The 25336-nt window shown below is 58.6% G+C and carries 29 protein-coding genes; 20 read left to right on the top strand and 9 right to left on the bottom strand.

The features are described 5' to 3' along the window. The first annotated feature begins 8 nt into the window (after positions 1–8). Both rpmG and WNY37_RS10000 read left to right on the top strand, forming a co-directional pair. The gene (rpmG, locus tag WNY37_RS10005) at positions 9–176 is read left to right on the top strand and encodes a 50S ribosomal protein L33 (protein ID WP_018146988.1); all 168 of its coding nucleotides are present in this window, start codon (positions 9–11) and stop codon (positions 174–176) included. Positions 177–313: 137 nt separating this feature from the next. Beyond that, a complete protein-coding gene (locus tag WNY37_RS10000; protein ID WP_342973248.1) occupies positions 314–775 on the top strand; it encodes a universal stress protein in 462 nt (153 codons plus the stop codon). Positions 776–784: 9 nt separating this feature from the next. Here WNY37_RS10000 and WNY37_RS09995 read toward each other — a convergent pair whose 3' ends face one another. Beyond that, positions 785–2155, bottom strand: coding sequence for a PleD family two-component system response regulator (locus WNY37_RS09995; RefSeq protein ID WP_342973247.1), 1371 nt, complete (start codon positions 2153–2155; stop codon positions 785–787). After that, positions 2152–2547 carry a response regulator gene (locus WNY37_RS09990; protein ID WP_342973246.1) on the bottom strand — a complete coding sequence of 132 codons (396 nt, stop codon included), beginning with the start codon at positions 2545–2547 and terminating at the stop codon, positions 2152–2154. Before WNY37_RS09990 ends, WNY37_RS09995 begins: the two co-directional genes overlap by 4 nt. A gap of 125 nt (positions 2548–2672) precedes the next feature. On the opposite strand from WNY37_RS09990, the gene WNY37_RS09985 reads away from it, so the two are divergent. The 7 genes from WNY37_RS09985 to WNY37_RS09955 all read left to right on the top strand — a co-directional run bounded on the left by WNY37_RS09985 (position 2673) and on the right by WNY37_RS09955 (position 7904). Next, the gene (locus tag WNY37_RS09985; protein ID WP_342973245.1) at positions 2673–3947 is read left to right on the top strand and encodes a DNA polymerase IV; all 1275 of its coding nucleotides are present in this window, start codon (positions 2673–2675) and stop codon (positions 3945–3947) included. Positions 3948–4027: 80 nt separating this feature from the next. Next, entirely contained in the window at positions 4028–4489 is a 462-nt protein-coding gene (locus WNY37_RS09980) for a RidA family protein (protein WP_342973244.1), read from the top strand. Between the two features lie 6 nt (positions 4490–4495). Then, a complete protein-coding gene (locus tag WNY37_RS09975; protein ID WP_342973243.1) occupies positions 4496–5212 on the top strand; it encodes a glycerophosphodiester phosphodiesterase family protein in 717 nt (238 codons plus the stop codon). Positions 5213–5237: 25 nt separating this feature from the next. Beyond that, positions 5238–6401 (top strand): GNAT family N-acetyltransferase, encoded by a 1164-nt coding sequence (locus WNY37_RS09970; protein ID WP_342974891.1) that lies wholly within the window; start codon positions 5238–5240, stop codon positions 6399–6401. Then, positions 6398–6919: a hypothetical protein gene (locus WNY37_RS09965; RefSeq protein ID WP_342973242.1), complete on the top strand. Its 522-nt coding sequence runs from the start codon at positions 6398–6400 to the stop codon at positions 6917–6919. Before WNY37_RS09970 ends, WNY37_RS09965 begins: the two co-directional genes overlap by 4 nt. Continuing rightward, the gene (locus tag WNY37_RS09960) at positions 6916–7350 is read left to right on the top strand and encodes an HIT family protein (protein ID WP_342973241.1); all 435 of its coding nucleotides are present in this window, start codon (positions 6916–6918) and stop codon (positions 7348–7350) included. The genes WNY37_RS09965 and WNY37_RS09960 overlap by 4 nt, the downstream gene beginning before the upstream one ends. Positions 7351–7454: 104 nt before the next feature. Next, positions 7455–7904, top strand: coding sequence for a hypothetical protein (locus WNY37_RS09955; protein WP_342973240.1), 450 nt, complete (start codon positions 7455–7457; stop codon positions 7902–7904). Here WNY37_RS09955 and gatB read toward each other — a convergent pair. The 4 genes from gatB to gatA all read right to left on the bottom strand — a co-directional run bounded on the left by gatB (position 7901) and on the right by gatA (position 11891). Further along, on the bottom strand, positions 7901–9412 hold the full coding sequence (gene gatB, locus WNY37_RS09950; protein ID WP_342973239.1) for an Asp-tRNA(Asn)/Glu-tRNA(Gln) amidotransferase subunit GatB: 1512 nt from the start codon (positions 9410–9412) through the stop codon (positions 7901–7903). The genes WNY37_RS09955 and gatB overlap by 4 nt on opposite strands. Positions 9413–9515: 103 nt before the next feature. Continuing rightward, on the bottom strand, positions 9516–9989 hold the full coding sequence (locus WNY37_RS09945; protein ID WP_342973238.1) for a hypothetical protein: 474 nt from the start codon (positions 9987–9989) through the stop codon (positions 9516–9518). Positions 9990–10079: 90 nt separating this feature from the next. Continuing rightward, on the bottom strand, positions 10080–10406 hold the full coding sequence (locus tag WNY37_RS09940) for a hypothetical protein (protein ID WP_342973237.1): 327 nt from the start codon (positions 10404–10406) through the stop codon (positions 10080–10082). Between the two features lie 9 nt (positions 10407–10415). Then, positions 10416–11891, bottom strand: a complete 1476-nt coding sequence (gatA, locus tag WNY37_RS09935; protein ID WP_342973236.1) for an Asp-tRNA(Asn)/Glu-tRNA(Gln) amidotransferase subunit GatA — start codon at positions 11889–11891, stop codon at positions 10416–10418. A 169-nt stretch (positions 11892–12060) separates the two neighbouring features. Here gatA and WNY37_RS09930 point away from each other — a divergent pair, with 169 nt between their 5' ends. Beyond that, positions 12061–12504, top strand: a complete 444-nt coding sequence (locus tag WNY37_RS09930; protein ID WP_342973235.1) for a DUF6491 family protein — start codon at positions 12061–12063, stop codon at positions 12502–12504. Here WNY37_RS09930 and gatC read toward each other — a convergent pair whose 3' ends face one another. Then, positions 12505–12792 (bottom strand): Asp-tRNA(Asn)/Glu-tRNA(Gln) amidotransferase subunit GatC, encoded by a 288-nt coding sequence (gene gatC / locus WNY37_RS09925; protein WP_342973234.1) that lies wholly within the window; start codon positions 12790–12792, stop codon positions 12505–12507. It lies immediately after the preceding gene. 76 nt (positions 12793–12868) lie between these two features. Between gatC and ruvX the strand changes: the two genes are divergently transcribed. The 4 genes from ruvX (at position 12869) to pyrC (ending at position 16532) form a co-directional block, all read left to right on the top strand. Next, the gene (gene ruvX, locus WNY37_RS09920) at positions 12869–13327 is read left to right on the top strand and encodes a Holliday junction resolvase RuvX (RefSeq protein ID WP_342973233.1); all 459 of its coding nucleotides are present in this window, start codon (positions 12869–12871) and stop codon (positions 13325–13327) included. Then, positions 13324–14250 (top strand): AEC family transporter, encoded by a 927-nt coding sequence (locus WNY37_RS09915; RefSeq protein ID WP_342973232.1) that lies wholly within the window; start codon positions 13324–13326, stop codon positions 14248–14250. The genes ruvX and WNY37_RS09915 overlap by 4 nt, the downstream gene beginning before the upstream one ends. Positions 14251–14319: 69 nt before the next feature. After that, entirely contained in the window at positions 14320–15267 is a 948-nt protein-coding gene (locus WNY37_RS09910; RefSeq protein ID WP_342973231.1) for an aspartate carbamoyltransferase catalytic subunit, read from the top strand. Then, positions 15264–16532: a dihydroorotase gene (pyrC, locus tag WNY37_RS09905; protein ID WP_342973230.1), complete on the top strand. Its 1269-nt coding sequence runs from the start codon at positions 15264–15266 to the stop codon at positions 16530–16532. Before WNY37_RS09910 ends, pyrC begins: the two co-directional genes overlap by 4 nt. On the opposite strand, the gene WNY37_RS09900 is transcribed toward pyrC, so the two are convergent. Next, positions 16529–17122, bottom strand: a complete 594-nt coding sequence (locus tag WNY37_RS09900; RefSeq protein ID WP_342973229.1) for a TetR family transcriptional regulator — start codon at positions 17120–17122, stop codon at positions 16529–16531. The two genes, pyrC and WNY37_RS09900, sit on opposite strands and share 4 nt — an antisense overlap. 120 nt (positions 17123–17242) lie before the next feature. Here WNY37_RS09900 and plsY point away from each other — a divergent pair, with 120 nt between their 5' ends. The 6 genes from plsY to rsmA all read left to right on the top strand — a co-directional run bounded on the left by plsY (position 17243) and on the right by rsmA (position 24508). Further along, the gene (gene plsY, locus WNY37_RS09895; protein WP_342973228.1) at positions 17243–17860 is read left to right on the top strand and encodes a glycerol-3-phosphate 1-O-acyltransferase PlsY; all 618 of its coding nucleotides are present in this window, start codon (positions 17243–17245) and stop codon (positions 17858–17860) included. Next, positions 17857–18930 carry a DNA-processing protein DprA gene (dprA, locus tag WNY37_RS09890; RefSeq protein ID WP_342973227.1) on the top strand — a complete coding sequence of 358 codons (1074 nt, stop codon included), beginning with the start codon at positions 17857–17859 and terminating at the stop codon, positions 18928–18930. Before plsY ends, dprA begins: the two co-directional genes overlap by 4 nt. A 133-nt stretch (positions 18931–19063) precedes the next feature. Continuing rightward, on the top strand, positions 19064–21247 hold the full coding sequence (lptD, locus tag WNY37_RS09885) for an LPS assembly protein LptD (RefSeq protein ID WP_342973226.1): 2184 nt from the start codon (positions 19064–19066) through the stop codon (positions 21245–21247). A gap of 137 nt (positions 21248–21384) precedes the next feature. Beyond that, entirely contained in the window at positions 21385–22626 is a 1242-nt protein-coding gene (locus tag WNY37_RS09880) for a peptidylprolyl isomerase (protein ID WP_342973225.1), read from the top strand. A 48-nt stretch (positions 22627–22674) separates the two neighbouring features. Beyond that, complete coding sequence (gene pdxA / locus WNY37_RS09875; protein WP_342973224.1) at positions 22675–23679, top strand: 4-hydroxythreonine-4-phosphate dehydrogenase PdxA; 1005 nt, start codon at positions 22675–22677, stop codon at positions 23677–23679. Then, a complete protein-coding gene (gene rsmA / locus WNY37_RS09870) occupies positions 23672–24508 on the top strand; it encodes a 16S rRNA (adenine(1518)-N(6)/adenine(1519)-N(6))-dimethyltransferase RsmA (RefSeq protein WP_342973223.1) in 837 nt (278 codons plus the stop codon). Before pdxA ends, rsmA begins: the two co-directional genes overlap by 8 nt. Here rsmA and WNY37_RS09865 read toward each other — a convergent pair. Continuing rightward, positions 24499–25320, bottom strand: coding sequence for a hypothetical protein (locus tag WNY37_RS09865; RefSeq protein ID WP_342973222.1), 822 nt, complete (start codon positions 25318–25320; stop codon positions 24499–24501). The two genes, rsmA and WNY37_RS09865, sit on opposite strands and share 10 nt — an antisense overlap. Positions 25321–25336 lie beyond the last annotated feature (16 nt).

Here is a 25336-nt window from a genome sequence, read left to right as displayed (position 1 = left end):
CAACCGTCATGGCCAAGCCGACCACAATCAAGATTCGCCTGAACTCGACCGCCGGGACTGGCTTTTTCTATGTCACGAAGAAGAACCCGCGCAACATCACCGAAAAGCTGGTGATGCGGAAATACGATCCGGTCGCAAAGAAGCACGTCGAATTCAAGGAAGGCAAGATCAAGTAAGATCTGCCGCCTGTACGAAAACAAGAAAAGCCGGACCTGTCAGGTTCGGCTTTTTCTTTGGTCGAAGCCTACGCAAAATTACGGATGGAGCAATCGCGGTTCCGGCATGTTATTGTTCCAGAACAAAGGAGAAAGCCATGGCCCTTGAATTCAAGAAAGTTGTCGCCGTCATAGACGTGGATGATGATCTCGGCGACCTCGTACTCGACATCGCCGCAAAGATGACATCAGCAAGCGGTGAGCTTCATGCCATCGACTCCAACCCATACGTCACGACCTTTGAATCCCCGTATGCGGCCGGCGCGATCGAGGCCGACGCGCAAGCCCACGCCATGGATGAGTCACGCCGAAAGGATGCGCTGACCGAATTGACCACCTTGAAAGCGCCTAGCGCGACTGTCGCAGTGCTGGATGGCAATCCGTCCCGTGACGCAGCGAGCTACGCCGAGAAGATCGGCGCCGATCTCATCGTGATCGGCTCGCACCAGAAGAAATGGTGGCAACGCCTGCTGGAAGGCTCAGAAAGCTCTGACATGATCCGCGAAGCGCCGTGTGCGGTGTTTGTCGTCACAACGGCTCACAAGCAGCGCGCGGGCTAGCGCTGTATCTCAGGCCGCGATGGATTTGACCTGATTGCGCCCAGCCGTTTTGGCATCGTAAAGCGCCTTGTCTGCGCGTTTCAGGATATCCGCGGCGGTGTCGTCTTCGCCAAGATATGTCGCCACGCCGGCGCTGACCGTCACATTGATCTGCCGGCCTGAAGCCGGATCAATTTCGAATGGCTCAGCGGCAATGGCACGTCGAATTCGCTCGGCTGCCGAGCAGGCAAGGTCGCCGGACGTTTCCGGCATGATAACAAGAAATTCCTCGCCGCCCGGACGACAGACAATGTCTTTCGGCCGAACGTTCACCATGATCCGGTTTGCGAACTCCTGCAGCACGCGGTCGCCCGCCTCATGCCCATGCTGGTCGTTGACTGATTTGAAGTGATCAATATCTGCGGACACAACCGACATCGGCGCCCCGCCCTGTACAGAGCGGCGCAACCATAGCGCCATCTGATTGTTCATATAGCGCCGATTGTAGAGCCCGGTCAGCTGGTCCACGACCGACAGCTCAAGGCCTTTGTCCACGCGCTGGCGCAGAATTTCGACATATCGGGCGCGGCGGGTCTGGGTCGCGACCCGCGCGATCAGTTCCTCGGGTATGACGGGCGTCGAGATCACATCTGTCGCGCCGAGGTCCAGCGCCTGAGCGACAACTTCGCGATCACGCTGTTGCGCCATGACAATGATTGAAACACCGCGCGTAGAGCCGCTCGTGCGGAAATGGGCACAAAGCCGCAGCGGGTCATACGCCTGGCCGCTCAATGCCAGCAGGACAATGTCCAGTGGATCCTTGATAAGCGCAGTGCGTCCTTCTGCCTCTGCGAGCGTGAGAACCGTGTGGCCAGCGGCCGTCAGCGGCTCGCGAATGTCATTGATTGTGCGCGGATTGGTATCGACAACGAGAATGTTTGCGCCGCGCTCCAGAACCTGACTTTCGTCCTCGCTCAGGGCGCCCGATCTTACGCCGCTGGCTTCGCGTTTGCGCAGCTCAAGCGCAACGGCGTTGTAGCGATTAAGGGCACCGATGCGGGCCATCAGCGCAAAGTCATCTACGGGCTTTGTCAGAAAATCGTCCGCGCCAGCCTCAAGACCACGAATTCGGTCGGTCGCTTCGCTGAGAGCCGTCAGCATCACGACAGGAATATGGCTTGTTGCAGGATTGGCTTTCAGGCGGCGGCAGACTTCATACCCGTCCATGCCGGGCATCATCACGTCGAGCAGAATGATCTCAGGTTGTTCGTTTTCGGCCGTGTCGAGCGCCTGAACACCATTTTCAGCCAGAAGAACAGTGTAGTACTTCGCCTCAAGCTTGGCTTGCATCAGCCGGCGATTCGCCAGGATGTCATCGACAACAAGGATTCTCGCACTCATGCGGCCTGCCTGTCATCCGCCGTGAGTTCCTCCACCGTGGAGAGAAAGGATCGCATCTGAATGGGCTTGGAAAGATAGCCTTCGCAGCCAGCTTCTCGCACGCGTTGCTCATCGGAACGCATTGCGAAGGCGGTGACAGCGAGGACCGGAATGTCGCGAGTCGTTTCATCGTCCTTGATCCAGCGCGTGATATCGAGCCCTGAGACTTCGGGAAGCTGGATGTCCATGATGATCAGATCGGGGTGATTCTCGCGCGCAAGCTCAACCGCCTTTGCGCCGTCCTTGCATTGAAGCGTATCAAAGCCGTACGCATCGAGAAGGTCGCAGAACAAGCGCATGTTCAGCTCATTGTCTTCCACGACAAGCACGGTTTTTTTAGCGCCAGCGGCCATCAAGGCGAACCCAATTGATCAATCGACTCATTCGAACCCACTGAATGTAGACTGCCAAGTCTTAATCTTTGTTTGAGCAGCGCAAGACAACTTGCCGGACCGGCCGGAACATGAGATGAACAAACATGTATTTCCTGTGCCGGGATTGTTCCATACTCGACGAAGGACATGCTCGCGCATGCCCCGCGTGCGGCGGCGACAGACTGATTTTCCACCCCCGGCTCCCTGCCCTTTCAGTTGCCCATATCGACTGCGATGCCTTCTTCGCAGCAATCGAGAAGCGCGACAATCCTGAACTTCGTGACAAGCCAGTGATCGTGGGCGGTGGCAAACGGGGCGTCGTCTCAACCTGCTGCTACATTGCGAGGCTCGATGGTGTGCGTTCAGCCATGCCCATGTTCAAGGCTCTGAAGGCTTGCCCGAATGCAGTTGTCGTAAAACCGAACGGCAAGAAATATTCAGAAGCTTCGCGGGCGATTCGCAGCAAACTTGAGGACATGACGCCGCTCGTCCAGATGGTTTCGATTGACGAAGGCTATGTGGACCTTTCGGGCACGATGCGCCTGCACGGCAAGGCCCCCGCATCCATGCTGGCAACCCTGGCCCGGGACATTGAGCGCGATATCGGTATCACGATCTCGATCGGACTGTCGGGCAACCGTTTCCTCGCGAAGATGGCAAGTGAGATGGACAAGCCCCGCGGCTTTGCCGTGATCGATCCCGAAGACGCGGCACAGATTCTCGGCCCGATGCCTGTGAGCTCAATTCACGGTGTGGGACCAACATTTGCGAGCAAACTCGCGCGAGATGGATACCGGCTCATCTCGGACGTGCAGAAGGCCGACCAGAAATCCATGATCGGCCGCTACGGCGAGAGTGGCCAGCACCTGTGGCTACGCGCACACGGGATCGACCACAGACGCGTCACCGTGGACCGGGAGCGCAAATCCGTTTCGGCAGAGCGCACCTTCAACGAAGACATCGCCTCACGCGAAATCCTGACCGACCGGCTGTGGTCAGTGTGCGAAGAGACAGCGAGCCGCGCGAAGAAACATGGAACGGCTGGCTACGTCGTGACCCTGAAGCTGAAGACCAAGACGTTCAAATCTCTCACCCGCAGCGTTACCCTGTCAGAGCCGACTCAACTCGCCCGTACAATGTTTCGCGTGACACGCCCCCTGCTCGAAAAGGAAACGATGGGAGGCACAGCTTACCGGCTTATCGGTGTCGGCATCTCAGACTTGCATGCCGCAGGCGCTGACCAGGTAGACCTGATCGATCCGGGCATCGCAAAACGAGCCGCTGCCGAGCGGGCCGTCGATAAAGCGCGAGACAAATTCGGGGATGCCGCCGTGCAAACCGGACGCGCCATGCGGCTCGATCTGCAGCGTCGCAAATGAGGTTGCGTTCAGTGGCTTGCCGCCGCATTCGCGCTACGTTTAAGACTGCAGAGAAATCAGTTTGAGGAGCGAACCGGCCCGTGAGCACACCAGAAGAGCGATTGACCGAACTCGGCATCACCTTGCCCCCCGCGATGAACCCCGTGGCCAACTATGTTCCCTTCGTCATCACCGGGAACCAGCTCTTCATTTCTGGTCAGGTCAGTGCGACACCGGATGGTCGGATTTCAGGGCGCCTCGGCGAAACGATGGATCTGCCGGCCGGCCAAAGTGCGGCGCGTCATTGCGGCATCAATCTCATTGCACAGTGTAAGGCTGCTGTCGGCGAGCTGTCGAAGATCAAGCGTGTTGTGAAGCTCGGCGGTTTTGTGAATTGCCACCCGCTGTTCACGGAAATTCCGCAGGTCATCAATGGCTGCTCGGACCTTATGGTCGAAGTGTTTGGAGAAAGCGGACGTCACGCCCGATCAGCTGTCGCCTGCCCGACTTTGCCGCTGGGCGTCGCGGTAGAGATTGACGGCATCTTCGAAATCGAATCCTGATGGGGCATGGCTTCCAGGTTCAACATTCTTGATTTCTCATATGCCCATCGCGGCCTCTGGTCTGATGATACCCATCCCGAGAACAGCCTTGAAGCAATCCTGACGGCTGCAGGACGCGGATTTGGCTGTGAGTTGGACGTACGACCCGCTGCGTGCGGGACTCCGATCGTTTTCCATGATCCGTTGCTCGACCGTATGACGGACGAATCCGGGCTTGTCTCCGGACGCTCGGCTGCCGAGATCACATCGACGCCGCTCAAAGGCGGGGGCACCCTTCCCACGCTGGAAACAGTTCTGTCCCAATGGCCAGACGACAAGCCGCTCCTCATTGAGCTGAAGATCGACGGCGAGACAGATGCAGAAGGGTTCGCCGGAATCGTATCTGAATTGGTGAACCGCCACGATGGCATGGCCGCGCTTATGAGTTTTTCACGGCGCGCCATTGCAGCTGTGCCCCGCGAAATCATGAGAGGCGCCCTGATCCTGCCGAGCAGCATGTCGGATGAAATCACCCTGCAGGCGCTTATCAGCACGTCTGCGGGCTTTCAGCCCGATTATATCGCCTGCCACGTGACCGATGCCAAACAAGCTGCCGCCATCGCGACCGACTATGGCTTGCCCGTCGCCACCTGGACGGTCTCCACCGCCGACATGTCTGCAAGCCTGAAGGCCCTTCCTGTCGCCCAGATCTTCGAAGGCTTCGATCCAGCCTTTGCCGACTGAGCCTCGCTGCTCTACCTTGTCATTTATGGACGAAACGCATTTCCAGATCCGCTTGATCAACGGCCTTGATGAGGTCGACCCGCAGGACTGGAACGCGATCGCCAACCCGGCAAGCATCTCCTACGACCCATTTTTGAGTTGGGAGTTCCTGGAGGCGCTCGAAGCGACCGAAGCGGCCAGCAAGGCAACCGGGTGGGCACCACATCATCTCCTGGTCGAAACAGCCAGCAGCGGTCTGGTTGGCGCCATGCCACTCTATCTCAAGAGCCATTCGCAAGGGGAATTTGTATTCGACCATAGCTGGGCCGACGCCTATGAACGCGCGGGTGGGCGCTACTATCCGAAACTTCTCTCCGCCGTACCCTTCACGCCGGTGACCGGTCGTCGACGGCTGGCCAAGCCGGGCCCCGATCAGGCGATGATCGAGCGCACGCTGATATCGGCGGCGGCGCAAATCGCCGACCAGAACGATATCTCTTCGCTGCATGTGAACTTCGTGACGCGCGAGGAAGCCGCCAATCTCGACCGGGCTGGCCTGCTCATTCGCACAGATCAGCAATTCCACTGGCATAATGATGGCTATGAAAGCTTTGATGATTTCCTTGCCGTATTGTCCTCGGCGAAACGCAAAAACCTCCGCAAGGAGCGCGCAAAGGCTCAGGACGGGCTCGACTTCGTGCACCTCACCGGCGACGAGATCACCGAAGCTCATTGGGATGCATTCTACGAGTTTTATATGGACACCGGTGCACGCAAATGGGGGTCGCCCTATCTTAACCGGGAGACATTTTCGCTGCTCAGCGAGCGAATGGCAGACGACATATTGCTGATTTTTGCAATAGAGGACGGCGTCCCCATTGCCGGCGCCATGAACATGATTGGCGGCGATCGGCTGCTTGGCCGCTACTGGGGAACGACGTCACCGCGACCGATGCTGCATTTCGAGACCTGCTACTATCAGGCGATCGATTTCGCGATCCAGCGCGGATTGAAAACTGTCGAGGCCGGTGCCCAGGGCGGACACAAGCTGGCGCGCGGTTACGTGCCCGAGACAACGTATTCCGCTCACTGGATCGCCCATGAGGGTCTCGCCAATGCCGTTGAAGACTATCTCGGCCGCGAACGCCTTATGGTAGAGCGAGAAGCAGGCTATCTACGTGAGCGCACCCCGTTTAAGAAAGATGGATGAGCTCTTTCGTTACGATTCGGTGGTTCGCAGCCCTACCAGAGGCACTGGCCTGCAAGTCCTTTCTCGAAGCCAACGGTGTCTTTGCGGTTATCAACGATTTCGAACATATCACCGTCCAATGGTATCTGATTGAAGCGCTTGGGGGCGTCAGGGTTTCGGTTGCTTCAAAAGACTTCGAAGAAGCAAACTTGCTCCTTGAAGAGGTCACCAGCGCCAGTAAACCGGAACAGGACTATGAACAGCCAGAACCTTACGGTCGGATTGCTGCGTGGGCCTATCTCCTGGCACCGCAGGGCTTGTTGGCGGCGCTTGTTGGACTTCTGGCGATACCGTTTTGGTTGGCCGGTTTGGCGACTGACCAGACGATGCGGAGAACCTACCAGTCAGAGTCGATACAGTTCATAAACGACGGTGGCGCCTTCCTCCTTCCGCTGTTCTTGATCGCTTCAATGATCTGGATTTTTCTCGACGCCAAAGCGTTTTACAAAGCGGCTGAACGCGATAAGCATACTGAATGACCCTTCACGCCACCTACGACACCGACAATATCTTCGCAAAAATGCTGCGCGGTGAAGTGCCCGCTGTGAAGGTCTTCGAGGATGATGTCGCCCTCGCCTTCATGGACATTTTCCCGCAGGTCGAAGGCCACACACTCGTCATTCCGAAAGATGTGGAAGCGCGAAACCTGCTGGAAATGCCTGACGACAAGCTCGGCCCCTACATGCAACGCGTTCAGAAGGTCGCGCAGGCCGTCGAGAAAGCGCTCCAACCCGACGGCGTGCGCGTCATGCAGTTCAACGGCGCGCCGGCAGGACAGACCGTCTACCACCTGCACTTCCACATTCTTCCGATTTTCGAGGGCAGCGAAACGCGCTCCCACGCCAGCGGAAAGCCGGCAGACATGGATGAATTGAAAGCTCTGGCCGACAAGATCTCGGCATACTTTTAGCAGCAGATCATCCGAGTTTTAGCAGCTTGTGGCCCGTATACGTGACACGTGTCACGATGGCACATGGGTATAGGACCATCTACATAAAAAAAGATGTTCCTCCCATGACCCAAGACTTGAACGATCTCTGTCGACAGCTTCTGGACCGCCACGGCGTGGACCCGAAAACGCTGCTCAGCAATGCGCCTGAGGGTCAGATTACGACTTTCACCCGCAACTGGCTGGTACTGTTGGAAGACTATCTGCATCTACAGCAGCAATCGAACACCTTTGCAGAAGCCCACCATGACAAGGTCCTGTCTTCCATGGTCGAAGCTCGCGCAAGAGGGCTGGCCGCAACGCTAAAACAGCGCGTCTATGATCTTGCCATGCTCAATAGCCAACACGCGCTCGAAATCTGCTGCAAATGTCTGGTCCTCAGGCAACTGGCCCTCATACACCCGCACGGTGAAGACATGTCGGACGTGCTTCGCAGCAGCATTCAACGCGACATCAACCTCCTCAGCGAGCAGTTTTCAGATACGGGCAACGAAGCGGGCGCGAACGACGGCTAGAGCCCGAGCTTCTGGCGGAGAATCTGGTTGACGGCCTGTGGGTTGGCCTTGCCACCGCTTTCCTTCATCACCTGACCGACAAACCAGCCCATCGCCTTCGGCTTCTCTTTGACGGACGCGGCCTGTTCGGGGTTGTCAGCAATGATCTTGTCGACAATCGCTTCGATGGCTCCAGTGTCGGTCACCTGTTTCAGGCCGTGCTTTTCAACAATCGCAGCGGGCGCGCCTTCGCCATCGATCATGCGGGCGAAGACGTCCTTGGCAATCTTGCCAGAGATGGTGTTGTCAGAGATCAAATCGACCAGCTCGCCGAGTTCCACCGCTGAGACGGGGCTTTCAGCCAGCTCCATATCCTCGCGGTTGAGATAGCCGAACAATTCCTGGCTAACCCAGTTCGCCGCGAGTTTTGCATCCCGGCCATGGGCGACCGCCTCGAAAAACTCTGCTCGCTCAGCATCGGCCGTCAGCACACCTGCATCGTAGCGCGACAGGCCATATTCACTTTCGAAGCGGGCACGTTTTTCGTCTGGCAGCTCAGGCAGACTGTCACGGATGTTGTCGATAAAGAGATCGGTGATCTCAAGCGGGAGCAGGTCTGGATCCGGGAAGTAGCGATAATCATGCGCATCTTCCTTTGACCGCATTGACCGGGTTTCACCCTTGTTCGGATCGAAAAGCCGGGTCTCCTGATCAACCTTGCCGCCGCCTTCAATGATCTCGATCTGACGGCGCGCCTCATATTCGATGGCCGCCTGGATGAAGCGGAACGAGTTCATGTTCTTGATCTCGCAACGGGTGCCGAGATGGCTGAAGTCACCCGTCTCGCGAAACTTCTCGTATGTGCCCGGTTTGCAAACCGACACGTTCACGTCTGCGCGCAGATTGCCCTTCTCCATATCGCCGTCACAGGTGCCCAGCGCCACCACGATGGATTTGAGCTTTTTCACGTATGCGGCAGCTTCGAGAGGCGTGCGGACATCAGGCTTGGAAACAATCTCCATCAACGCGACACCAGACCGGTTCAGGTCAACATAAGTGGCGTCCGGGGCCATGTCGTGGATAGACTTGCCGGCGTCCTGTTCCAGATGCAGTCGCTCAATACGGACCGGAAAACTGTAAGCCGGATCGCCATGAGCCGGCTCCACATCAACCTCGATCTCGCCCTCACCCACAATCGGGAATTCGAATTGCGAAATCTGGTAGCCCTGCGGCAGGTCCGGATAGAAATAGTTCTTGCGATCAAAGCGCGACCATTTGTTGATCTTCGCCTTCAGGCCAAGGCCGGTGCGCACCGCCTGCTCGACGCACTTGCGATTGATAACCGGGAGCATGCCAGGCATGGCCGCGTCGACGAGCGATACATTGCAATTGGGGTCAGCGCCGAACGCTGTTGATGCGCCGGAAAACAGTTTTGCCTGGGATGCCACCTGCGCATGGACTTCAAGGCCCATGACAAGTTCCCAGTCACCGGTTTCGCCAGTCAAAGTATAAGTCGGCCGTTCGGTCATAACATGCAATCCGCTTCAGTTCGATCTCGCGGGTTTAAGCATAAGCCGACCGGCTGTTCCATAGCCGAGGGCTGTTATTGCGGCAGGATCGTTCTCGTGCGCCTCAGACGCATTTGGGACTTTCTGAACGGCTCAGGCAAAGCCGGCCGGCTTCCGTCTGATGGCGAACCCGGTGCGCTTCATTGCGAACGCGCTTTTCAATCTTCTGCCAACCCGCAAGCCCAGACGTTTTTACTTCAACCTCGTCGCCATTCAACAAGACAAAGCTTGGCCAGATCGTCGATCTCTGGCCGCCAAAGGCCCGCTGATAAACGTCATTGTATCTGAAATAATCGCCTGAGTTTCGCCCGAGAGACGGTGTCACCTCCACCATCTTGATCGGCGCATACCGAAAGGCGTCGTCATGTTTCCAGTCAGCAAATGCGCCGGACTTCCATTCTTTGCAGACGCCGCATTTGGTCGAACCAAAATAATAGATTTCATAGTCGGCTGGCGGCTCTGGATTGTATTCTCGGTAAGCGAGAATCGCACCCAGAACGATCAGTGCGGTGAACAAGAATACGATATGGTTTCGCATGGCGCTCAGTCTAATACTCCCAGCACGGAGCATTAGCATGGCATGGTTAATTCCCGCTAATCAGATTAGGCGCAATTGCGCCGATCCGCGTCAGGCCTGCTCGTCTGAGTTCTGCCTCGCCCTAGCCGCTTCGACCCGCGCCTTTCGAGCAGCCATCCGGTCATCAATATTCTTGCTCAGTCGGCTAGGTGTATCGACGCGCTCCTGGCGCTTGCTGCGGCGGAATTGCAACCGCTCGACGAAAACGGCGCCTCGCAGAGAAAGGTAGAGAGCTGTGACAACGGCAGCCAGCCAGTACATGCGCGTGCGCGGATGAAATGGATCAACGCCCTGCTGCCATGCCATCAGGACGATCATCAACAGCATGATCGCGAAAGCGCCAGCAGCGTAGACGAATGTGCGAGTCTTCCGGCTCATGCGCTGAGCTTACCACCACTTCTCCGGTTTGGCGACAAATCCGGCTGCGTCTTCCAGCGCGCCGCCGACACGGAAACAGGCTTCCTCGTCCAGGGCTTTGCCGATGACCTGCAGGCCGAGCGGCAGCCCTTGCTTGTCGAGAGCGGCAGGCACTGAAATCCCCGGCAGACCGGCCAGATTGGCGGTGACGGTGAAGATATCATTCAGATACATCTGAACCGGATCACCTGACTTCTCTCCATAAGCAAACGCTGCGGAGGGACATGTGGGCGTCAAAAGCGCATCGCAGGTTTTGAAGACTTCCTCAAAGTCATTTAAAATCTTTGTGCGGACCTTCTGTGCACGGAGATAATAGGCATCATAATAACCGGACGACAGCACATAAGTACCGATCATCAGACGCCGCTGGACTTCATTGCCGAAGCCTGCGCTACGCGTGCCTTCATAGGTATGGACAAGGTCTTCGCCTGAGACGCGGGTGCCGTAGCGCATGCCGTCATAGCGTGCGAGGTTTGACGACGCTTCTGCCGGTGCCACGATATAATAAGCCGGTAGAGCGTACTTTGTATGCGGCAGCGAAACGTCGAGGATTTCGGCCCCCTGGGCTTTCAGCCACTCAATCCCCTGGCTCCAGAGCGCTTCAATTTCTTCCGGCATCCCATCGACGCGATATTCTTTCGGAATGCCGATTTTCATGCCTTCGACGCCGCGAGAAACGGCATCGCGCCAGTTCGGCACAGGCTCTGGAAGCGAGGTCGAATCTTTTGCGTCATGTCCGCACATGGCTTCCAGCAAGATCGCACTGTCTTCGACGGTCTTGGCGATGGGCCCAGCCTGATCGAGCGAGGACGCAAAGGCGACCATTCCGAAGCGGCTGGCCCGGCCATAAGTCGGTTTGATGCCAACCGTGCCGGTGAAGCTGGCTGGCTGGCGGATCGAACCGCCTGTATCCGACGCTGTTGCGCCCAGACAAAGGTCAGCCGCAACGGCCGCTGCAGACCCGCCTGACGAGCCACCTGGCGTCAGCGTCTGGTTGGTCCCTTCCCGTCGCCATGGATTGGCTGGCGGGCCGAAACGCGACGTCTCATTCGATGAGCCCATGGCAAACTCATCCATGTTGAGTTTGCCCAGCATGACGGCGCCGCGATCCCAGAGCTGCTGCGTAACGCTCGACTCATAGGTGGGCGTGAACTCACCAAGGATGTTTGAGCAAGCCGTGGTTCGCACGCCTTTGGTGCAATACAAATCCTTCACGCCAAGCGGCGCCCCCTCCAGCGCGCCGGCCTCGCCTGCCGCGATCCGCTTGTCGGACGCTTCCGCCATTTCCAGCGCCTTCTCAGGCGTCTTCACCACGTAAGCATTGATCGTGTCGTTCGATGCCTCGATCGCATCGACAAAAGCCTGCGTCAGTTCGACGGACGAAAATGATTTCGACTTGAGCCCGTCAAGCGCGCCAGCGAGGGTAAGTTTCGTGAGGTCGGTCATAGAAGTCTGGGATATCCGGAAACGAATTTCGGCCTTGGTATGCTGGGCTTGGCCGAAAGTTCAAGCCCCGAGACGTAATCGTACTGATTTGCAACAGCCCTGGCGGGTGAACCGTTGTTCATGCACCATACAGATTCAGGCGCCTAAGCCATTATAAAAGGAGCCCAATATGAAACCAACATTTGCACTGACAGCAGCCTCCGCAGCGCTTCTGATGGCACTGGCGGGCTGCTCCTCGACCGCTGCTAGCGACGAGACCGCCGATGAGTGGCGTACTGATGCCCGTCTCGGCGAAAGAGTCGACAGGATCTGTTTCGGTTCATCCATCGACAATTTCCGGAATGCAACGCGAAACACCGTGATCGTCGAAAAGGGCGTGAATGACGAGTATCTGATCGAAACAGTCGGTCGTTGCTACGATCTGGATCACGCGCTCTCGCTCAGCTTCGACAACAGTCCAGGCGCTGGTTGTATCAGCCGGGGCGACGCCATCTACGCATACGATAGCGTCTTTGGGCCGAGCCAGACCGATATGCCCAGCGTACGCTGTCCAATTGCCGCTATCTATGAATGGGATGAAGACGCCGCAGAGGACGAGCCGGCCGACGAATAATTATTCGACCGACTTCGGCACAACAAAGAAACCGTCATCGCTCTTCGGAGCGTTGGCGAGAACCTGGTCCTGAATATTGCCGTCAGTTACGACGTCGTCGCGCAGTGGGAGGGTTGCATCGACAACGGATGTCATCGGCTCCACGCCTTCGACATCGACCTCGTTCAGCTGTTCAATCCAGCCCATGATGGATGTCAGCTCATTGGCCAATGGCTCAAGACGGTCCTCCGTCACGGCAATGCGGGACAGGCGCGCAGCCTTGCGAACATCGTCTTTCGTAACGCTCATTGGCTTTCTCCAATCGACATATCCGTCCGATACGCGCTAGGCAGGGCAAATTCAAGAGACGAGCCCACACGCTGCCATGCCGGTAATAGACCTGTTTGACCTTCCGCCATTTGGCGTCCTGATCGGGATTGATCCCGGCTCGAAAACGCTCGGCATTGCGGCGTGCGACGCAGGCCGAATGATCGCTTCACCCGTTGAGACGATCAAGAAAGGTCGCAAGCTTGGCCCTTCTCTCGACAGGTTGATGGCGATTATCGATGAACGCCGCGCCGTCGGTCTCATCATGGGGCTACCGCTTAATATGGACGGCTCGGAAGGCCCACGCGTTCAATCGGCTCGCGCGCTTGCGCGCAATATCAATGAACGCCGTGACATTTCGATCGCGTTCCAGGATGAGCGCCTGACGAGCTCTGAGGCCGAACGCGCCATGATATCGGCAGATTTGTCTCGCGCCAGACGCGCCGAACTAATTGACGCCTCCGCCGCCGCCATCATCCTTCAGACCGCCATCGACCGGCTCGCCAACGCGTCATGAGCGCGTTTCTAGCAGCCCTCGTCCCAGTCATGCTTCTGGTCGCCCTCGGGCGCTTTCTGGGCTGGAGGAATGTCCTGTCGGATGATGGATGGCGTGCGGTCGAACGGCTTGCCTATGTCCTGCTCCTGCCTGCCCTCATCATCCGCGCGCTCGCCCGCGCCCCGTTCGAAACGGCCCCCTGGAGGCTTGCCCTGATCCTGATCGGCGCCCAGTGCCTGCTCGGCCTCGTCGGCCTGCTCGCGCGCGCCTGGCCCGGTATGACGCGTCCCGCCGTCGGCTCGATCATCCAGTCGAATGTGCGCTGGAACACTTTCGTCGCGCTCTCCATCGGCAGCGCGCTCTTCGGCGAGGAGGGACTGGCGCTCGTCTCCATCGCCGCAGCCGCCATGATACCGACCGCCAACATATTGAGCGTCACAGCGCTCACGGCGCATGCCGAGCGGGAGACCGGCGCCCGCCGCAACCCGGTTGCGGAACTCATCCGAAACCCGCTGATCATCGCCTGTGCGATCGGCGGCGCGCTGGCCGCTTTGAACCTCACCATTCCGCCCATGATCGACGACACGCTTGCCCTGCTCGGCCAGGGCACGATCGCGCTCGGCCTGCTCGCGGCGGGGGCCGGCATGGATGTCAGCGCGCTTGGCCGGGCGGGCGTGCGCACCGTCACCTGGTCGCTCGTTCGCCTCCTCGGCATGCCCGCGCTCACCATTGCCGGCGCCCTTGCGCTCGGCCTTACCGGCACGCCCTTCGCTGTCGCGGTGATCAGTGCCTCGACCTCCACCGCCACGAGTTCCTACATTCTCGCGCGCCAGCTCGGCGGCGATGCTCCCCTCGCCGCCAACCTGATCGCGATGCAGACGGTGCTGTCGATTGTCACCATGCCGGCAATCTGGTTTGCATGCCTTTCGGCGGGACTATTCTAACACCTTGCCGCTGCCCCCTTGCCCTCAGCCGGAATCGCGCATAAACCGCCAAAAATCGAAAGGCAGCGCATGGCCATTCCGGGCTACAGCTACGAATTTGAGCACCGCCACCTGTTGAGCATTGAGGACCTTTCCCGGCTCGACATCGAACATATTCTCGATCTTTCAGAAGAGTTTGCAGAGGCGACCCGCGCCGGCCGCCGGCCCGAACCGCATCTGAAAAACATGACGGTCATCAACCTTTTCTTCGAGAACTCGACGCGCACCATGTCGAGCTTTGAAATTGCCGCTAAGCGTCTCGGCGCCGATGTCGTCTCAATGCCGGTGGCCCAGTCCAGCGTCAAAAAAGGTGAAACGCTGATCGACACGGCGATGACGCTCAATGCCATGGCGCCGGACGCCATCGTGATCCGCCATTCTGCCTCCGGCGGCGTGAAGCTGCTGTCGCGCAAGGTCGATTGCGCGGTGATCAATGCGGGCGACGGCACACATCAGCACCCGACGCAGGGCCTGTTGGACACACTGACGATCCGCCGTGCCAAAGGCCGTATTGAAGGCCTCAAAGTCACGATCTGCGGCGACATCCTGCATTCTCGCGTGGCGCGCTCAACGACGATGGCGCTACACCTCCTCGGGGCTCAGGTGACGCTGTGCGGCCCTGCAACGCTGCTGCCGTCCGGCACTGAAACATGGGGCGCGGCGCAGGCGGTTCATGACTTCGACAAGGCCATAGAAGGCGCTGACGTTGTCATGATGCTTCGCTTGCAGCTCGAACGGATGAATGGCGCTTATCTGCCAAGCCAGCGCGAATATTTTCGCAATTTCGGCCTGACCGCCGAACGCCTCGAGAAGGCTGCGGCAGACGCCACAGTCATGCACCCCGGGCCAATGAATCGCGGCGTTGAAATCGAGAGCGCAATCGCCGACGGCGAGCGGTCCGTCATCACTGAGCAGGTCGAGATGGGCGTCGCAGTGCGTGAGGCTGTTCTCAAGCTCCTGTCGGGGAGACGCCGATGAAAACGCTGATCACCAACGCGCATCTTGCTTGTCCAGCGTCCGGATGGGACGAGGCAGGGTCGCTGCTTTTCGAAGACGGCGTCATCACGGCAGTCGGGGCCGTCAACGAAACAGCGGATGAGACCATCGACGCCGGCGGGCTTTGCCTTGCGCCTGGCCTCATCGATCTGCGGGTCAAAACCGGCGAGCCTGGCGCAGAGCAGAAGGAAACACTCGCGACGGCTTCGCGGGCTGCTGTTGCTGGCGGCGTCACCAGCATGGTGGTCATGCCAGATACAGACCCTGTGATTGACGATGTCGCGCTGGTTCAGTTCATCACCAATCGCGGCAAGGAGACTGCAAAAGCGCGCATCTATCCGGCGGGCGCACTGACCAAAGGCCTGAAGGGTAATGCCATGGCAGAAATCGCCATGATGTCAGGTTCCGGCGCGGTGTTTTTCACCAATGGCGACCTGCCGGTGGAAAATCCGTCCATGTTGCGGCGGACGATGGGATATGCCGCGAGCTGCAACGCAATCGTCTCCAGCCGGCCGAATGATCATGCGCTTGGCACCAGCGGTGTCATGAATGCAGGCGCGCAAGCGGCCCGAATGGGGCTGCCCGGACTGCCACGAGAGGCAGAATGGATCGGGCTTGGCCGCGACTTGCTGCTTGCCGAAGCGACCGGATGCACGCTTCTGGTCGATCAGGTGTCGACCGCCCGCAGCATCGACATGATCCGGGCAGCGCGCGACCGCGGCGTCAAGGTGTATGTGAGCGTCGCGGCGCATCATCTGTTCTTCAATGAGCTCGATGTCGGCGACTATCTCACCTACTGCAAGGTCAATCCGCCCTTCCGCGTAGAGGAGGACCGGCAGGCACTGATCCAGGCGCTCGTCGACGGCGAGATCGATGCGGTGGTGTCGGCGCACGACCCGCAGCCACCGGAAGAAAAGCGGCTGCCATTCGGCGAAGCCTCATTTGGCGCCGCCGGACTGGAGACCGTTCTCTCAGCGCTCCTCGCGCTGGTTCAGGATGAACGGATCGACCTCCTGGATGCCCTGAAACCCGTCACATCGAGCCCCGCCGATATTATTGGCGTTCCTCAAGGACGACTGGTCGTTGGTGCCCCCGCAGACCTGATCCTGTTCGACGCCGATAAACCGTGGCTGTGCGAACGCGAAAATCTGAGGTCACGCTCGCTCAACTCGCCTTTCGACGGTCGGCGCATGGTTGGCCGGGTCGAGCGAACGATTATCGCGGGCGAAACCGTGTTTGAGTTCTAGTCAAACAGCTTGAAGATCGCGTCCAGGCGTGAGCGCATCCAGGAATCGTCGACTTTGCTGGCTTTGGAAAGCACTTCAATTTCGATTCCGCGACAGAAACTGACGGCGATCCCTGCCAGAAAATCCGGACTGGGGGCGCTGGCCGCGCGCAAGCCATCGGCGACTGCCCCCTGAAGCAGGCCTGACCAATGGCTCACGAGATCATGCAGGGCCTCATTGTGCCGGGCATAAAGGATCATCGAATACTCGATCCGTGCAAGTTCGGCATCACTGGCATCCAGAGCCGTCATGCGGGTGAGGAACGTCGTGACATCTCTCAGCGTGCGCATCGGCTTGGCCGTTAATGCTGCCTCCAGCGCGCTTTCATAGTCTGCAATATAGAGCGCAAAAGCTCTCTCAATCAGGACATCAAGAGAACTGAAATGATAGGTGGCCGTCCCCGGCGACAAACCGGCTTCTTCCGCAATCATTCGATGCGTCAGCAAGTCCGGCCCGTTCTCGCCGATCAGCGAAATCGCGGCCCTGAGCAGTCGTTCATTTGCGTCGATTGTCGTCTCTCCCGTCCCCTGGGTCAGCCCAGTGTAAATCAATTCTCATTGGCGCGTCGAGATCGCAAAGGGTGTAGCCAGCGTCCTTGTCCCTTGACGCTCGAACCCGATAACGAAACAAGCTAAGCGGTAAATCAGGCGATCGCACGACAGGACAAATTCATGACCTACCTCCCGTTTTTCATCGCCGCTATTGGTGGATACCTGCTGGGGTCTATTCCGTTTGGCTTGATCATTACGCGGGCTGCGGGGCTGGGCGACATCCGCCAGATCGGATCAGGGAATATTGGTGCAACCAATGTGCTGCGCACTGGCCGTAAGGACCTCGCTTTCGCGACGCTCATCCTGGACAGTTTCAAGGCGGGGCTGGCGGTGTTGCTGTTCACCTTTGCCTTTGCCAGCCGAAATGTCGGCTTGATCGCTGGCGCCGCAGCCTTTCTGGGCCACTGCTACCCCGTCTGGCTTGGCTTCAAAGGTGGCAAGGGTGTCGCGACCTATGCGGGGCTTCTTGTGTTCGCATCACTCAAGGGATTGATGGTTGGCGGGCCTATCTGGCTTGGCATGTTCCTGATTTTCCGGATTTCGTCGCTGGCGGCCCTTACAGCGGCCGCTCTTGTGCCAATCGGCGCATTTCTGCTCGGCGAAACGCATTTCGCCGTGGGCGTCCTTGCTGCTCTCAGCATTCTCGTTTTCTGGACGCATCGGGCCAATCTGGCTCGTTTGCTAAGCGGAAGCGAACCGAAATTCGGACAAAAGAAAAAGCAGGCCGACGCTGAATGACGGGCGTGCTTGGGGACCGCGAAAGGGTTGAGTGGTTGGCCCTCGCCCGTGCGCCCAAAATAGGGCCGGTGAGCTTTTTCCAGCTCTTAGATAAATTCGGTTCTCCCGTCGAAGCAGCGAAATCGGTCCCGCAACTTAAACTGGATTATCAGGCTGCCGAGCAGGAAATCGACATGTGCCGGCGCGCAGGTGGGCAGATCGTATGTGCCTGTGAGGAGAACTATCCGCCGGCTCTCTCAGCGCTCTCACCACCGCCCCCGGTTCTTTCGATGATCGGCGATCATGGTTTGCTGAAGCGGCCTGCCATTGGCATTGTCGGCGCGAGGAACGCTTCGGCAGCCGGACGGAAGCTGGCCCGCCTGATCGCGGCCGGTGTCGGCGCAGCGGGGCTGGTGTCAGTGTCCGGCCTCGCCCGGGGAATCGATGGCGAAGCCCATGCCGCCAGCCTGGAGACCGGCACGATTGCAGTGCTGGCCGGCGGTGTGGACCAGGTCTACCCGCCCCAACACCAGGATCTCTATTCTGCCATCGCTGAGAAAGGCCTCATCGTGTCGGAGCGTCGTTTTGGTCATCGCGCAACCGCTCGGGACTTTCCTCGGAGAAACCGCATCATCACTGGTCTCTCCGTCGGGACCGTCATTGTGGAAGCGGCCGAGCGATCCGGCTCGCTCATTTCTGCTCGCATGGCCGGCGAACAAGGGCGCGAAGTGATGGCTGTCCCCGGATCGCCGCTTGATGCGCGCGCTGCCGGGACCAACAGATTACTGCGCAATGGCGCAACACTGGTTCGTCATGCAGACGACGTCATCGAGGCGGTGAGCGCCCAGATTGCCAGGCAGGATGATCTGTTTGCCTTTCAACCGACCGCCAAGGGCGCTCATACGGTGCCCGACATACCGGAGGGACTTGCCGGACGCGTCTACGAATCTCTTTCTCCGACGCCGGTTGCCATCGAGGAGATCGCACTGGCGAGTGCTTGCTCTGCGCGTCAATGCGCGTCTGTGCTCCTAGAACTCGAGCTGGAAGGCCGGGCGATCACTCACGCCGGTGGTCTCGCCTCGCGCACTTGAGCCCAGCACCGGTAATGTCCGGCCTGCAACACAGCTCGTGAATTACCGTCAAGGGTGGCATGTAAATCTGGACGGGCCGTACAAGGCCGCTTATGCGAGAATCACCGGGTTTTGGGTAAGTGCAGGAGGCCTTATGGCCGTTTGGAAAACCGCTTTTGCTGCGATCATGCTGAGCGCCACCGCGCCGCAGGTCGTCGCGCAAGCCTCAGATACTGAGGCGGCGGAATCCTCAAAAGTCATCCTGCAGGCCGACAACGTGTATGTTCTGGAGAATGAGAACACCGTCGTCGCTGAAGGGAATGTCTCGGCTGAATATCAAGGCCGTGTGCTGACGGCAGACAAGCTGACTTACAACCGGTCGACGGCCCGCGTGCGTGCGCAGGGCAATATTGTCATACTGGAGCCGGACGGCACGCAGCGTTTCGCCGATGAGGTTGAGACCGACGCTAACCTTGCGGATGGCTACGCGGTCGAATTTTCCATGCGGACGCCTGATGGGGCGACGGCTTCAGCCAATTCAGCGCGCCGGGAGAATGAATCGCTCAATACGCTGGACCGTGCGATCTTCACCGCATGTGAATTGTGCGAAGGCGACACGACGCCGACATGGGCCATCCGCGCCCGTGAAGCGGTTCTCGATGAAGAGGACGGCATGTACACATACAAGGATGCCGTGCTGGAGATCGCTGGCATCCCGGTCATCTACCTGCCCTATTTCGCGCACCCCGACCCAAAAGCTGAACGTCGTTCAGGGTTTCTCATTCCGACGATTGGCAGCTCCTCCAAAACCGGTCTCACCTACCAGCAGCCTTATCTTTGGGCGATCTCGCCTTATCAGGACCTGACGGTCGCGCCATGGCTGTATTCGAAGGTCAATCCTGTCATTGAACTCGATTACAGAAAGCGTTTCTGGTCGGGAAACCTGAATATCAACCTGACAGCCACGAATGAGAAAGAGTTCGATTCCGACGGCGAAAAGTTTGGTGAACAGGAATGGCGCGGACACGTGTTCGCCGATGGCCAGTTCAACATCAACAAGAACTGGCTCTGGGGTTTCGGTGTGGAGGAAACCACCGACGATCTTTATATTGAGCGCTACGACATCCAGGGTGAGAACAATAAACGCGGCCTCTACACCAACCAGCCACGCACGCTACTCTCGCAACTATATACAGTTGGGCAATCGTCAAACTGGTACGCCGATGCATCGGTTCTGACGTTCGACAATCTTCGCCTGACGGACCAACGCGAAGCTGGCATCGCCGATGTCCTGCCGCTCGGCTATGCGCAATACGACTTTGACCTGGGCCAGCTTGGCTTTGCCAATATCAATGCCTCCACAGCGTTCCTGTCCCGCCTGACCGGGCCAGACAGCCACCGCGTAAGTGTCGGTGCTGACTGGTCCATGCAGAAGGTCTTGCCCGGCGGCATTGTCGCGGAGCCTTTCGCCGAAGCCCGGTTCGACCGGTATGAGCTGAACGATTTCCCCACGACGGGCGATGCGGACACTATTGACCGCGGTGTAGGGGCGGTCGGCGCCGAGCTATCCTTGCCCCTCTATCGCCCCGGCAAGTCAGTGGACATCATTGTCGAACCCATCGTAATGGCTGCGATCGGTACGACCGGCCCGAATGACGCCGAAATTCCCATCGAAGACGGGCTGTTCTACGAACTCGACACATCCTCTATTTTCGACGCCAACGGGCAGGCCGGATACGATCTCTATGAGGGCGACGGCAAGATCGGCGCGGGTATTTCGACGGTCGCAAGGTGGAAATCAGGCGTGCAGCTGACAGCGCTTGCGGGTCGCCGGTGGCGCAATCGCGACGACGCTGCCTTTGACGTACCAAGCAACCTTGATGGCACAGCGAGCGACTGGCTCGGCGCCGTCTCGCTGGATATGGGAAACCCCTTTACGTTCAAGGCCAAAGTTCGCCTTGATGATGACAGCCTGGAACTCAACAGAATTGATACGAGCGTCGACATGCGGTTCGACCGGTTCCTCGCATCGGCGATCTATTACCAGATTGACGCGGAAGTCACGCAGGCCGGACTGCGGCAGGAAGGCGTGATCCTGCAGTCTGAAGTGTCTGTCACCGATAATTACTTCCTGATCTATGGCCTGCAGCGTGACATTGAAAACAATCGTGATATTCGCCACTCCATCGGTGTGGGCTATCAGGATGATTGTTCGAGGTTCGAACTTGTCTTCGAGCGGTCCGAGAAGGTTGACCGCCAACTCGGTCCGTCGGATTCGATCATGTTCCGTTTCGGCCTGAAAACCCTGGGAAATATGGGATCCAACAACTTCGACTAGTTCAGCTGAGGTTCACGGCCGGTGATGCATAGTCGCTGAGCAGCACTGGCATCTTCGGATTGCTTCACGTGTTTCTGGCGGTATGGTCTGCCATAATTTGGGCGACATGGGTTGGCATGGCGGTCATGGAGGTAAGTATGATGAAATTTGGCATCGCCGCATTGGCACTCGCAGCGTCTGCTCCGGCTCTCACCCCGGTGGCTACGGCGCAGGAAGCGCAAACGATCGAAGGCATCGTTGCGATCGTTAATGATGAGCCAATTTCCTACAGCGACGTGCGCGAACGTGCTTCTCTGCTGTTGCTTACCCTTGGCGTGCAGAACCCTAACCAGCAGCAGGTGCAACAAATCACGGCGCAGGCTCTTGATGAGCTGATCGACGAGAAGCTCCAGCTGCAGGAAGCAACGGAGTATGAAGTTGAAGTGTCTGATGAGGACATCGCGTCTGCTGTGTCCGATATGGCGCGTCAATCCGGCATGGATCGCGATGGTCTGATAAACGTGCTTCTGTCGGCTGGCGTGAACCCGTCGAGCCTCCAGGCGCAAATGCGCTCTGAAATCGCGTGGCGTCGCATCATGGGCGGCCTTTACGGGTCCCGCATCCGTATTTCAGAAAACCAGGTCGATGAGCAATTGGCTCAGCTGAAAGCGTCGCTAGACAAAACTCAGTACAGAATTGCCGAAATTTTCCTTTACGCACCGAGCGATGAAGAAAAGGAACAGGCAATCGCTGGTGCGAACACGATCCTGGAGCAGCTACGCGAAGGCGCGCCTTTCGAAGTTGCGGCTCAACGCTTCTCCTCCGCCCCGACAGCCGCGGCAGGCGGAGACATGGGCTGGGTATCGACTGAAGATCTCGATCCGGCTGTTGCTGAGGCGCTCAGCGCAATGCCAAGCGAAGGCCTGTCGGATCCAATCCGGGTTGAGGACGGCGTTTACATCATCGCTTATCAAGGCAAGCGCGAGCCGACCGAAACAGTCGCTCTGGTGGATCTCGTCCGCCTGTCGGTGGAAAACGGCAGCGAGGAAGACCTGATTACCGCGACTTCAGCCGCTGGCAGCTGTGAAGGCGCTGAAACAATTGCGGAAAACGATCCGAACCTGCGCGCTTCGCGTCTTGAAGACCTGCGCTTGTCAGATCTCGGTCCCGAAGGCCGGTCACTGGTGGAATCCACCCCCGTCGGCGAAGCCACGGATATCTTTGCCATGTCGGGCACGATCGCGGTCATGTATGTTTGCAACATTGATGAGACCGGCAGCACATTGCCGTCACGCGAGGAAGTCGAAGACCGTCTGTTTGCACGGCAATTGTCGATGATTTCCCAACGTTCACTCCGGAATCTTCGCCGCGAAGCGACTATCATCCAGCGTGGTAGCTAAGTTCCAGAGGCGCTTGAGCGCGCCTGCTATTCTCAACTATGCAGGGGCATGAACGTTCGCGCTTCTCTTCCTCTCGCCTTGAGCATGGGTGATCCCGCCGGGTGCGGGCCGGCGATCACTGTCGACGCCTGGAAGATGCTGCGCGGATCGCTTTCAGATGGGTTTTACGTGATCGGAGATCCAGCACTCTTCGATTGCCCGTGCACCGTCATCAAAAGTCCGGAACAGACGCCAAGCGTTTTCGGCGATCGTCTTCCCGTTCTGCAACTTGCCAATGCCCTGCCCGATATCGTTCCGGGCACGCCCAACTCTGACACCGCTCCGTCAATCATTGAAAGCATCGAGACCGCAACCCTGCACGCCCTGGAAGGGAAAGCCGGTGGTGTGGTGACCAATCCGATTTCGAAATCTGTATTGTATGCGGCCGGCTTCAAGCATCCGGGCCATACGGAGTTCATTGCCTCGATCTGCGAACGTGAGACGGGAACGCCATGTCCACCAGTCATGATGCTGGTCGGCGGCGGGCTGAAGGTCGCATTGGCGACCATTCACATCCCCTTGCTCGACGTCTCCAGCAAACTGACGCCGAAACTCCTCAGGCAGGTCGCCAAGACGACCGCGCACGCGCTCGCCCGGGACCTCGGGGCCCGTAACCCACGCATCGCCTTTACCGGGCTCAACCCGCACGCGGGCGAAAGCGGTACAATTGGCCTCGAGGAACAGGACATCATCAACCCTGTCGCGGCAGAGCTGCGAGCGGAGGGCATCGACATCTCAGATGCACGCCCCGCTGACACGGTGTTTGCTGAAATGTTGGATGGCCGGTTTGATGCCATCATTGCGATGACGCATGACCAGGGCTTGATCCCCGTAAAAACACTCGACTTCTGGGGCGGCGTGAACACCACGCTCGGCCTGCCCATAATTCGCACCAGCCCTGATCACGGCACAGCTTATGATGCAGCGCGGGATGGATCTGCGCGGGCTGACAGCCTGATCGCTGCGATCAGGCTCGCGTCGCAAATGGCTTCGAACCGCGCGCGCCATGACTGACGAGCCGAACCTGACAGAGGGCCGCGCACGAAAGGCCCTTGGACAGCATTTTCTGTTCGACCCGGATATATTGCGCCGTACAGCGCTAGCCGCAGGGCCGGTGGAAGACCGCACGGTGATCGAAGTTGGCCCCGGACCCGGCGGGCTGACGCGAGCCTTGCTGAAAGAAGGGGTCAAAAAACTCATCGCCGTCGAGGCAGACGAACGCTTCGCGTCAGCACTAGCCGATTGGCCGGAGAGCAAGTCAGGACAGCTCACAGTGCGCCAGGCGGATGCCCGGAAGGTTCACTGGCGATCACTCATTGAGGAGTCAGGCGGAGACATGCCCGCCATGATAATCGCCAATCTGCCCTACAATGTCGGCACGCCGTTGCTGGTGGAGTGGCTCAAGACAGATGACTGGCGCGGTGAGATGGCGCTGATGTTTCAGAAGGAGGTTGCTGAACGCATTGTGGCTGGTCCGAATACGCCGCACTACGGACGTCTCGCTGTGCTGGCACATGCGGTGTGTGACGCGCATATAGCCTTCACCCTGCCCCCCGGCGCCTTTCGGCCGCCGCCCAGGGTCGACAGCGCCGTCGCAGTGCTGACGCCGCTCCAACCGGATCAGCGCTTTGCCGATCTGGAAACGCTCGAAAAAGTGACGACCGCCGCCTTCGGTCAGCGCCGCAAGATGCTACGGGCCAGCCTCAAATCTTTGGCGAAATCCCGCGGCGTCGATGCGACCGAATGGCTGGAAAGCTGCGAAATCGACCCGACGGCTCGAGCCGAAACGCTGACGCAGGATGAGTTCAGGGCCTTGGCCAGTTCGCTGGCCGATCAGCGATAGCCATCCTTCTCCAATTGCTCCACCAGTCTCAGCGGATCTCTGCTGCCGCACGTATCACAGGGCCTAATGGCCACTGACTCTTTGCGAGTGCCGGTATATTTGCTCCCTTCCAAAGCCGACATGGTAATTGTCGCCGGCATGATGAAGTCCGGCAACGCCTTGAGCAAACCGGGATACTCCAGCGCCATGGCTTCGTTAAACCCTAGAATGGCCCGGCAGTCATGGCACTGACGCTCTTTCAAGGGAGCGGAGGAAGCAGGGTCGGTATCTGCAAGCAGACAATCACACTTGCGGCACCATGTTGCTCTTTTCCGGTTAACCTCATTGCAGGACGGACAGACCGTGGACATGCCCATGTCGATGAGACGTTGGCGTTCTGCTTCGGCAATTCTTGCGCGGCGCTGCTCGCCTTCTTCGCCTAGCGAGCAGCGGTCAATCTCCGGCATATCGATTCGCTCAAAACCGGACGCGAGCAGTCCAGCGACCTTGTTCAGCGGGTCTTCCTGGCCGCAGACGGCACATTCGCCGATATAGATGCGCTGAAAATGTCCGCCCACTGTGAATGAGATAAGCATGCCTTTGACTTCTGCCGCCGCATAAGTGCTTCGGATTTCCTGATCTCGCTTCTCGTACGCCGCTTTTCTGTCCGTATAGCAGGGGGTCGTTTCAGACAGCCAGGCTGGCGGGTGTTGCAACCCGCCATCTATCTCACCAGCGTCGTTGATCGATACGATAGTCTGCACCACACGGACGCTGTCACGGCCAATTCGCGCGCCGCAGAAACGGCAAAAGCACTGGCCCTCACCCGTCATGCGAATGCACCTCCTT

This window comes from Henriciella sp. AS95 (assembly GCF_038900055.1).
Taxonomy (GTDB): domain Bacteria; phylum Pseudomonadota; class Alphaproteobacteria; order Caulobacterales; family Hyphomonadaceae; genus Henriciella.
The sequence above is the reverse complement of the archived record's forward strand: the minus strand, read 5'-3'. Positions and strand labels throughout refer to the sequence as shown.

Bases quoted from the DNA above. Each gene is read 5' to 3' on its own strand.
- WNY37_RS09970 (WP_342974891.1), top strand. From the start codon at position 5,238: ATGGACGAAACGCATTTCCAGATCCGCTTGATCAACGGCCTTGATGAG.
- WNY37_RS09910 (WP_342973231.1), top strand. From the start codon at position 14,320: ATGGCCATTCCGGGCTACAGCTACGAATTTGAGCACCGCCACCTGTTG.
- WNY37_RS10000 (WP_342973248.1), top strand. From the start codon at position 314: ATGGCCCTTGAATTCAAGAAAGTTGTCGCCGTCATAGACGTGGATGAT.
- WNY37_RS09945 (WP_342973238.1), bottom strand. From the start codon at position 9,989: ATGCGAAACCATATCGTATTCTTGTTCACCGCACTGATCGTTCTGGGT.
- pyrC (WP_342973230.1), top strand. From the start codon at position 15,264: ATGAAAACGCTGATCACCAACGCGCATCTTGCTTGTCCAGCGTCCGGA.
- WNY37_RS09865 (WP_342973222.1), bottom strand. From the start codon at position 25,320: ATGACGGGTGAGGGCCAGTGCTTTTGCCGTTTCTGCGGCGCGCGAATT.
- plsY (WP_342973228.1), top strand. From the start codon at position 17,243: ATGACCTACCTCCCGTTTTTCATCGCCGCTATTGGTGGATACCTGCTG.
- gatA (WP_342973236.1), bottom strand. From the start codon at position 11,891: ATGACCGACCTCACGAAACTTACCCTCGCTGGCGCGCTTGACGGGCTC.
- WNY37_RS09975 (WP_342973243.1), top strand. From the start codon at position 4,496: ATGGCTTCCAGGTTCAACATTCTTGATTTCTCATATGCCCATCGCGGC.
- WNY37_RS09965 (WP_342973242.1), top strand. From the start codon at position 6,398: ATGAGCTCTTTCGTTACGATTCGGTGGTTCGCAGCCCTACCAGAGGCA.
- dprA (WP_342973227.1), top strand. From the start codon at position 17,857: ATGACGGGCGTGCTTGGGGACCGCGAAAGGGTTGAGTGGTTGGCCCTC.
- lptD (WP_342973226.1), top strand. From the start codon at position 19,064: ATGGCCGTTTGGAAAACCGCTTTTGCTGCGATCATGCTGAGCGCCACC.
- WNY37_RS09880 (WP_342973225.1), top strand. From the start codon at position 21,385: ATGATGAAATTTGGCATCGCCGCATTGGCACTCGCAGCGTCTGCTCCG.
- gatB (WP_342973239.1), bottom strand. From the start codon at position 9,412: ATGACCGAACGGCCGACTTATACTTTGACTGGCGAAACCGGTGACTGG.
- WNY37_RS09940 (WP_342973237.1), bottom strand. From the start codon at position 10,406: ATGAGCCGGAAGACTCGCACATTCGTCTACGCTGCTGGCGCTTTCGCG.
- WNY37_RS09985 (WP_342973245.1), top strand. From the start codon at position 2,673: ATGTATTTCCTGTGCCGGGATTGTTCCATACTCGACGAAGGACATGCT.
- WNY37_RS09960 (WP_342973241.1), top strand. From the start codon at position 6,916: ATGACCCTTCACGCCACCTACGACACCGACAATATCTTCGCAAAAATG.
- WNY37_RS09915 (WP_342973232.1), top strand. From the start codon at position 13,324: ATGAGCGCGTTTCTAGCAGCCCTCGTCCCAGTCATGCTTCTGGTCGCC.
- ruvX (WP_342973233.1), top strand. From the start codon at position 12,869: ATGCCGGTAATAGACCTGTTTGACCTTCCGCCATTTGGCGTCCTGATC.
- rsmA (WP_342973223.1), top strand. From the start codon at position 23,672: ATGACTGACGAGCCGAACCTGACAGAGGGCCGCGCACGAAAGGCCCTT.
- WNY37_RS09930 (WP_342973235.1), top strand. From the start codon at position 12,061: ATGAAACCAACATTTGCACTGACAGCAGCCTCCGCAGCGCTTCTGATG.
- WNY37_RS09955 (WP_342973240.1), top strand. From the start codon at position 7,455: ATGACCCAAGACTTGAACGATCTCTGTCGACAGCTTCTGGACCGCCAC.
- pdxA (WP_342973224.1), top strand. From the start codon at position 22,675: ATGAACGTTCGCGCTTCTCTTCCTCTCGCCTTGAGCATGGGTGATCCC.
- gatC (WP_342973234.1), bottom strand. From the start codon at position 12,792: ATGAGCGTTACGAAAGACGATGTTCGCAAGGCTGCGCGCCTGTCCCGC.
- WNY37_RS09995 (WP_342973247.1), bottom strand. From the start codon at position 2,155: ATGAGTGCGAGAATCCTTGTTGTCGATGACATCCTGGCGAATCGCCGG.
- WNY37_RS09990 (WP_342973246.1), bottom strand. From the start codon at position 2,547: ATGGCCGCTGGCGCTAAAAAAACCGTGCTTGTCGTGGAAGACAATGAG.
- rpmG (WP_018146988.1), top strand. From the start codon at position 9: ATGGCCAAGCCGACCACAATCAAGATTCGCCTGAACTCGACCGCCGGG.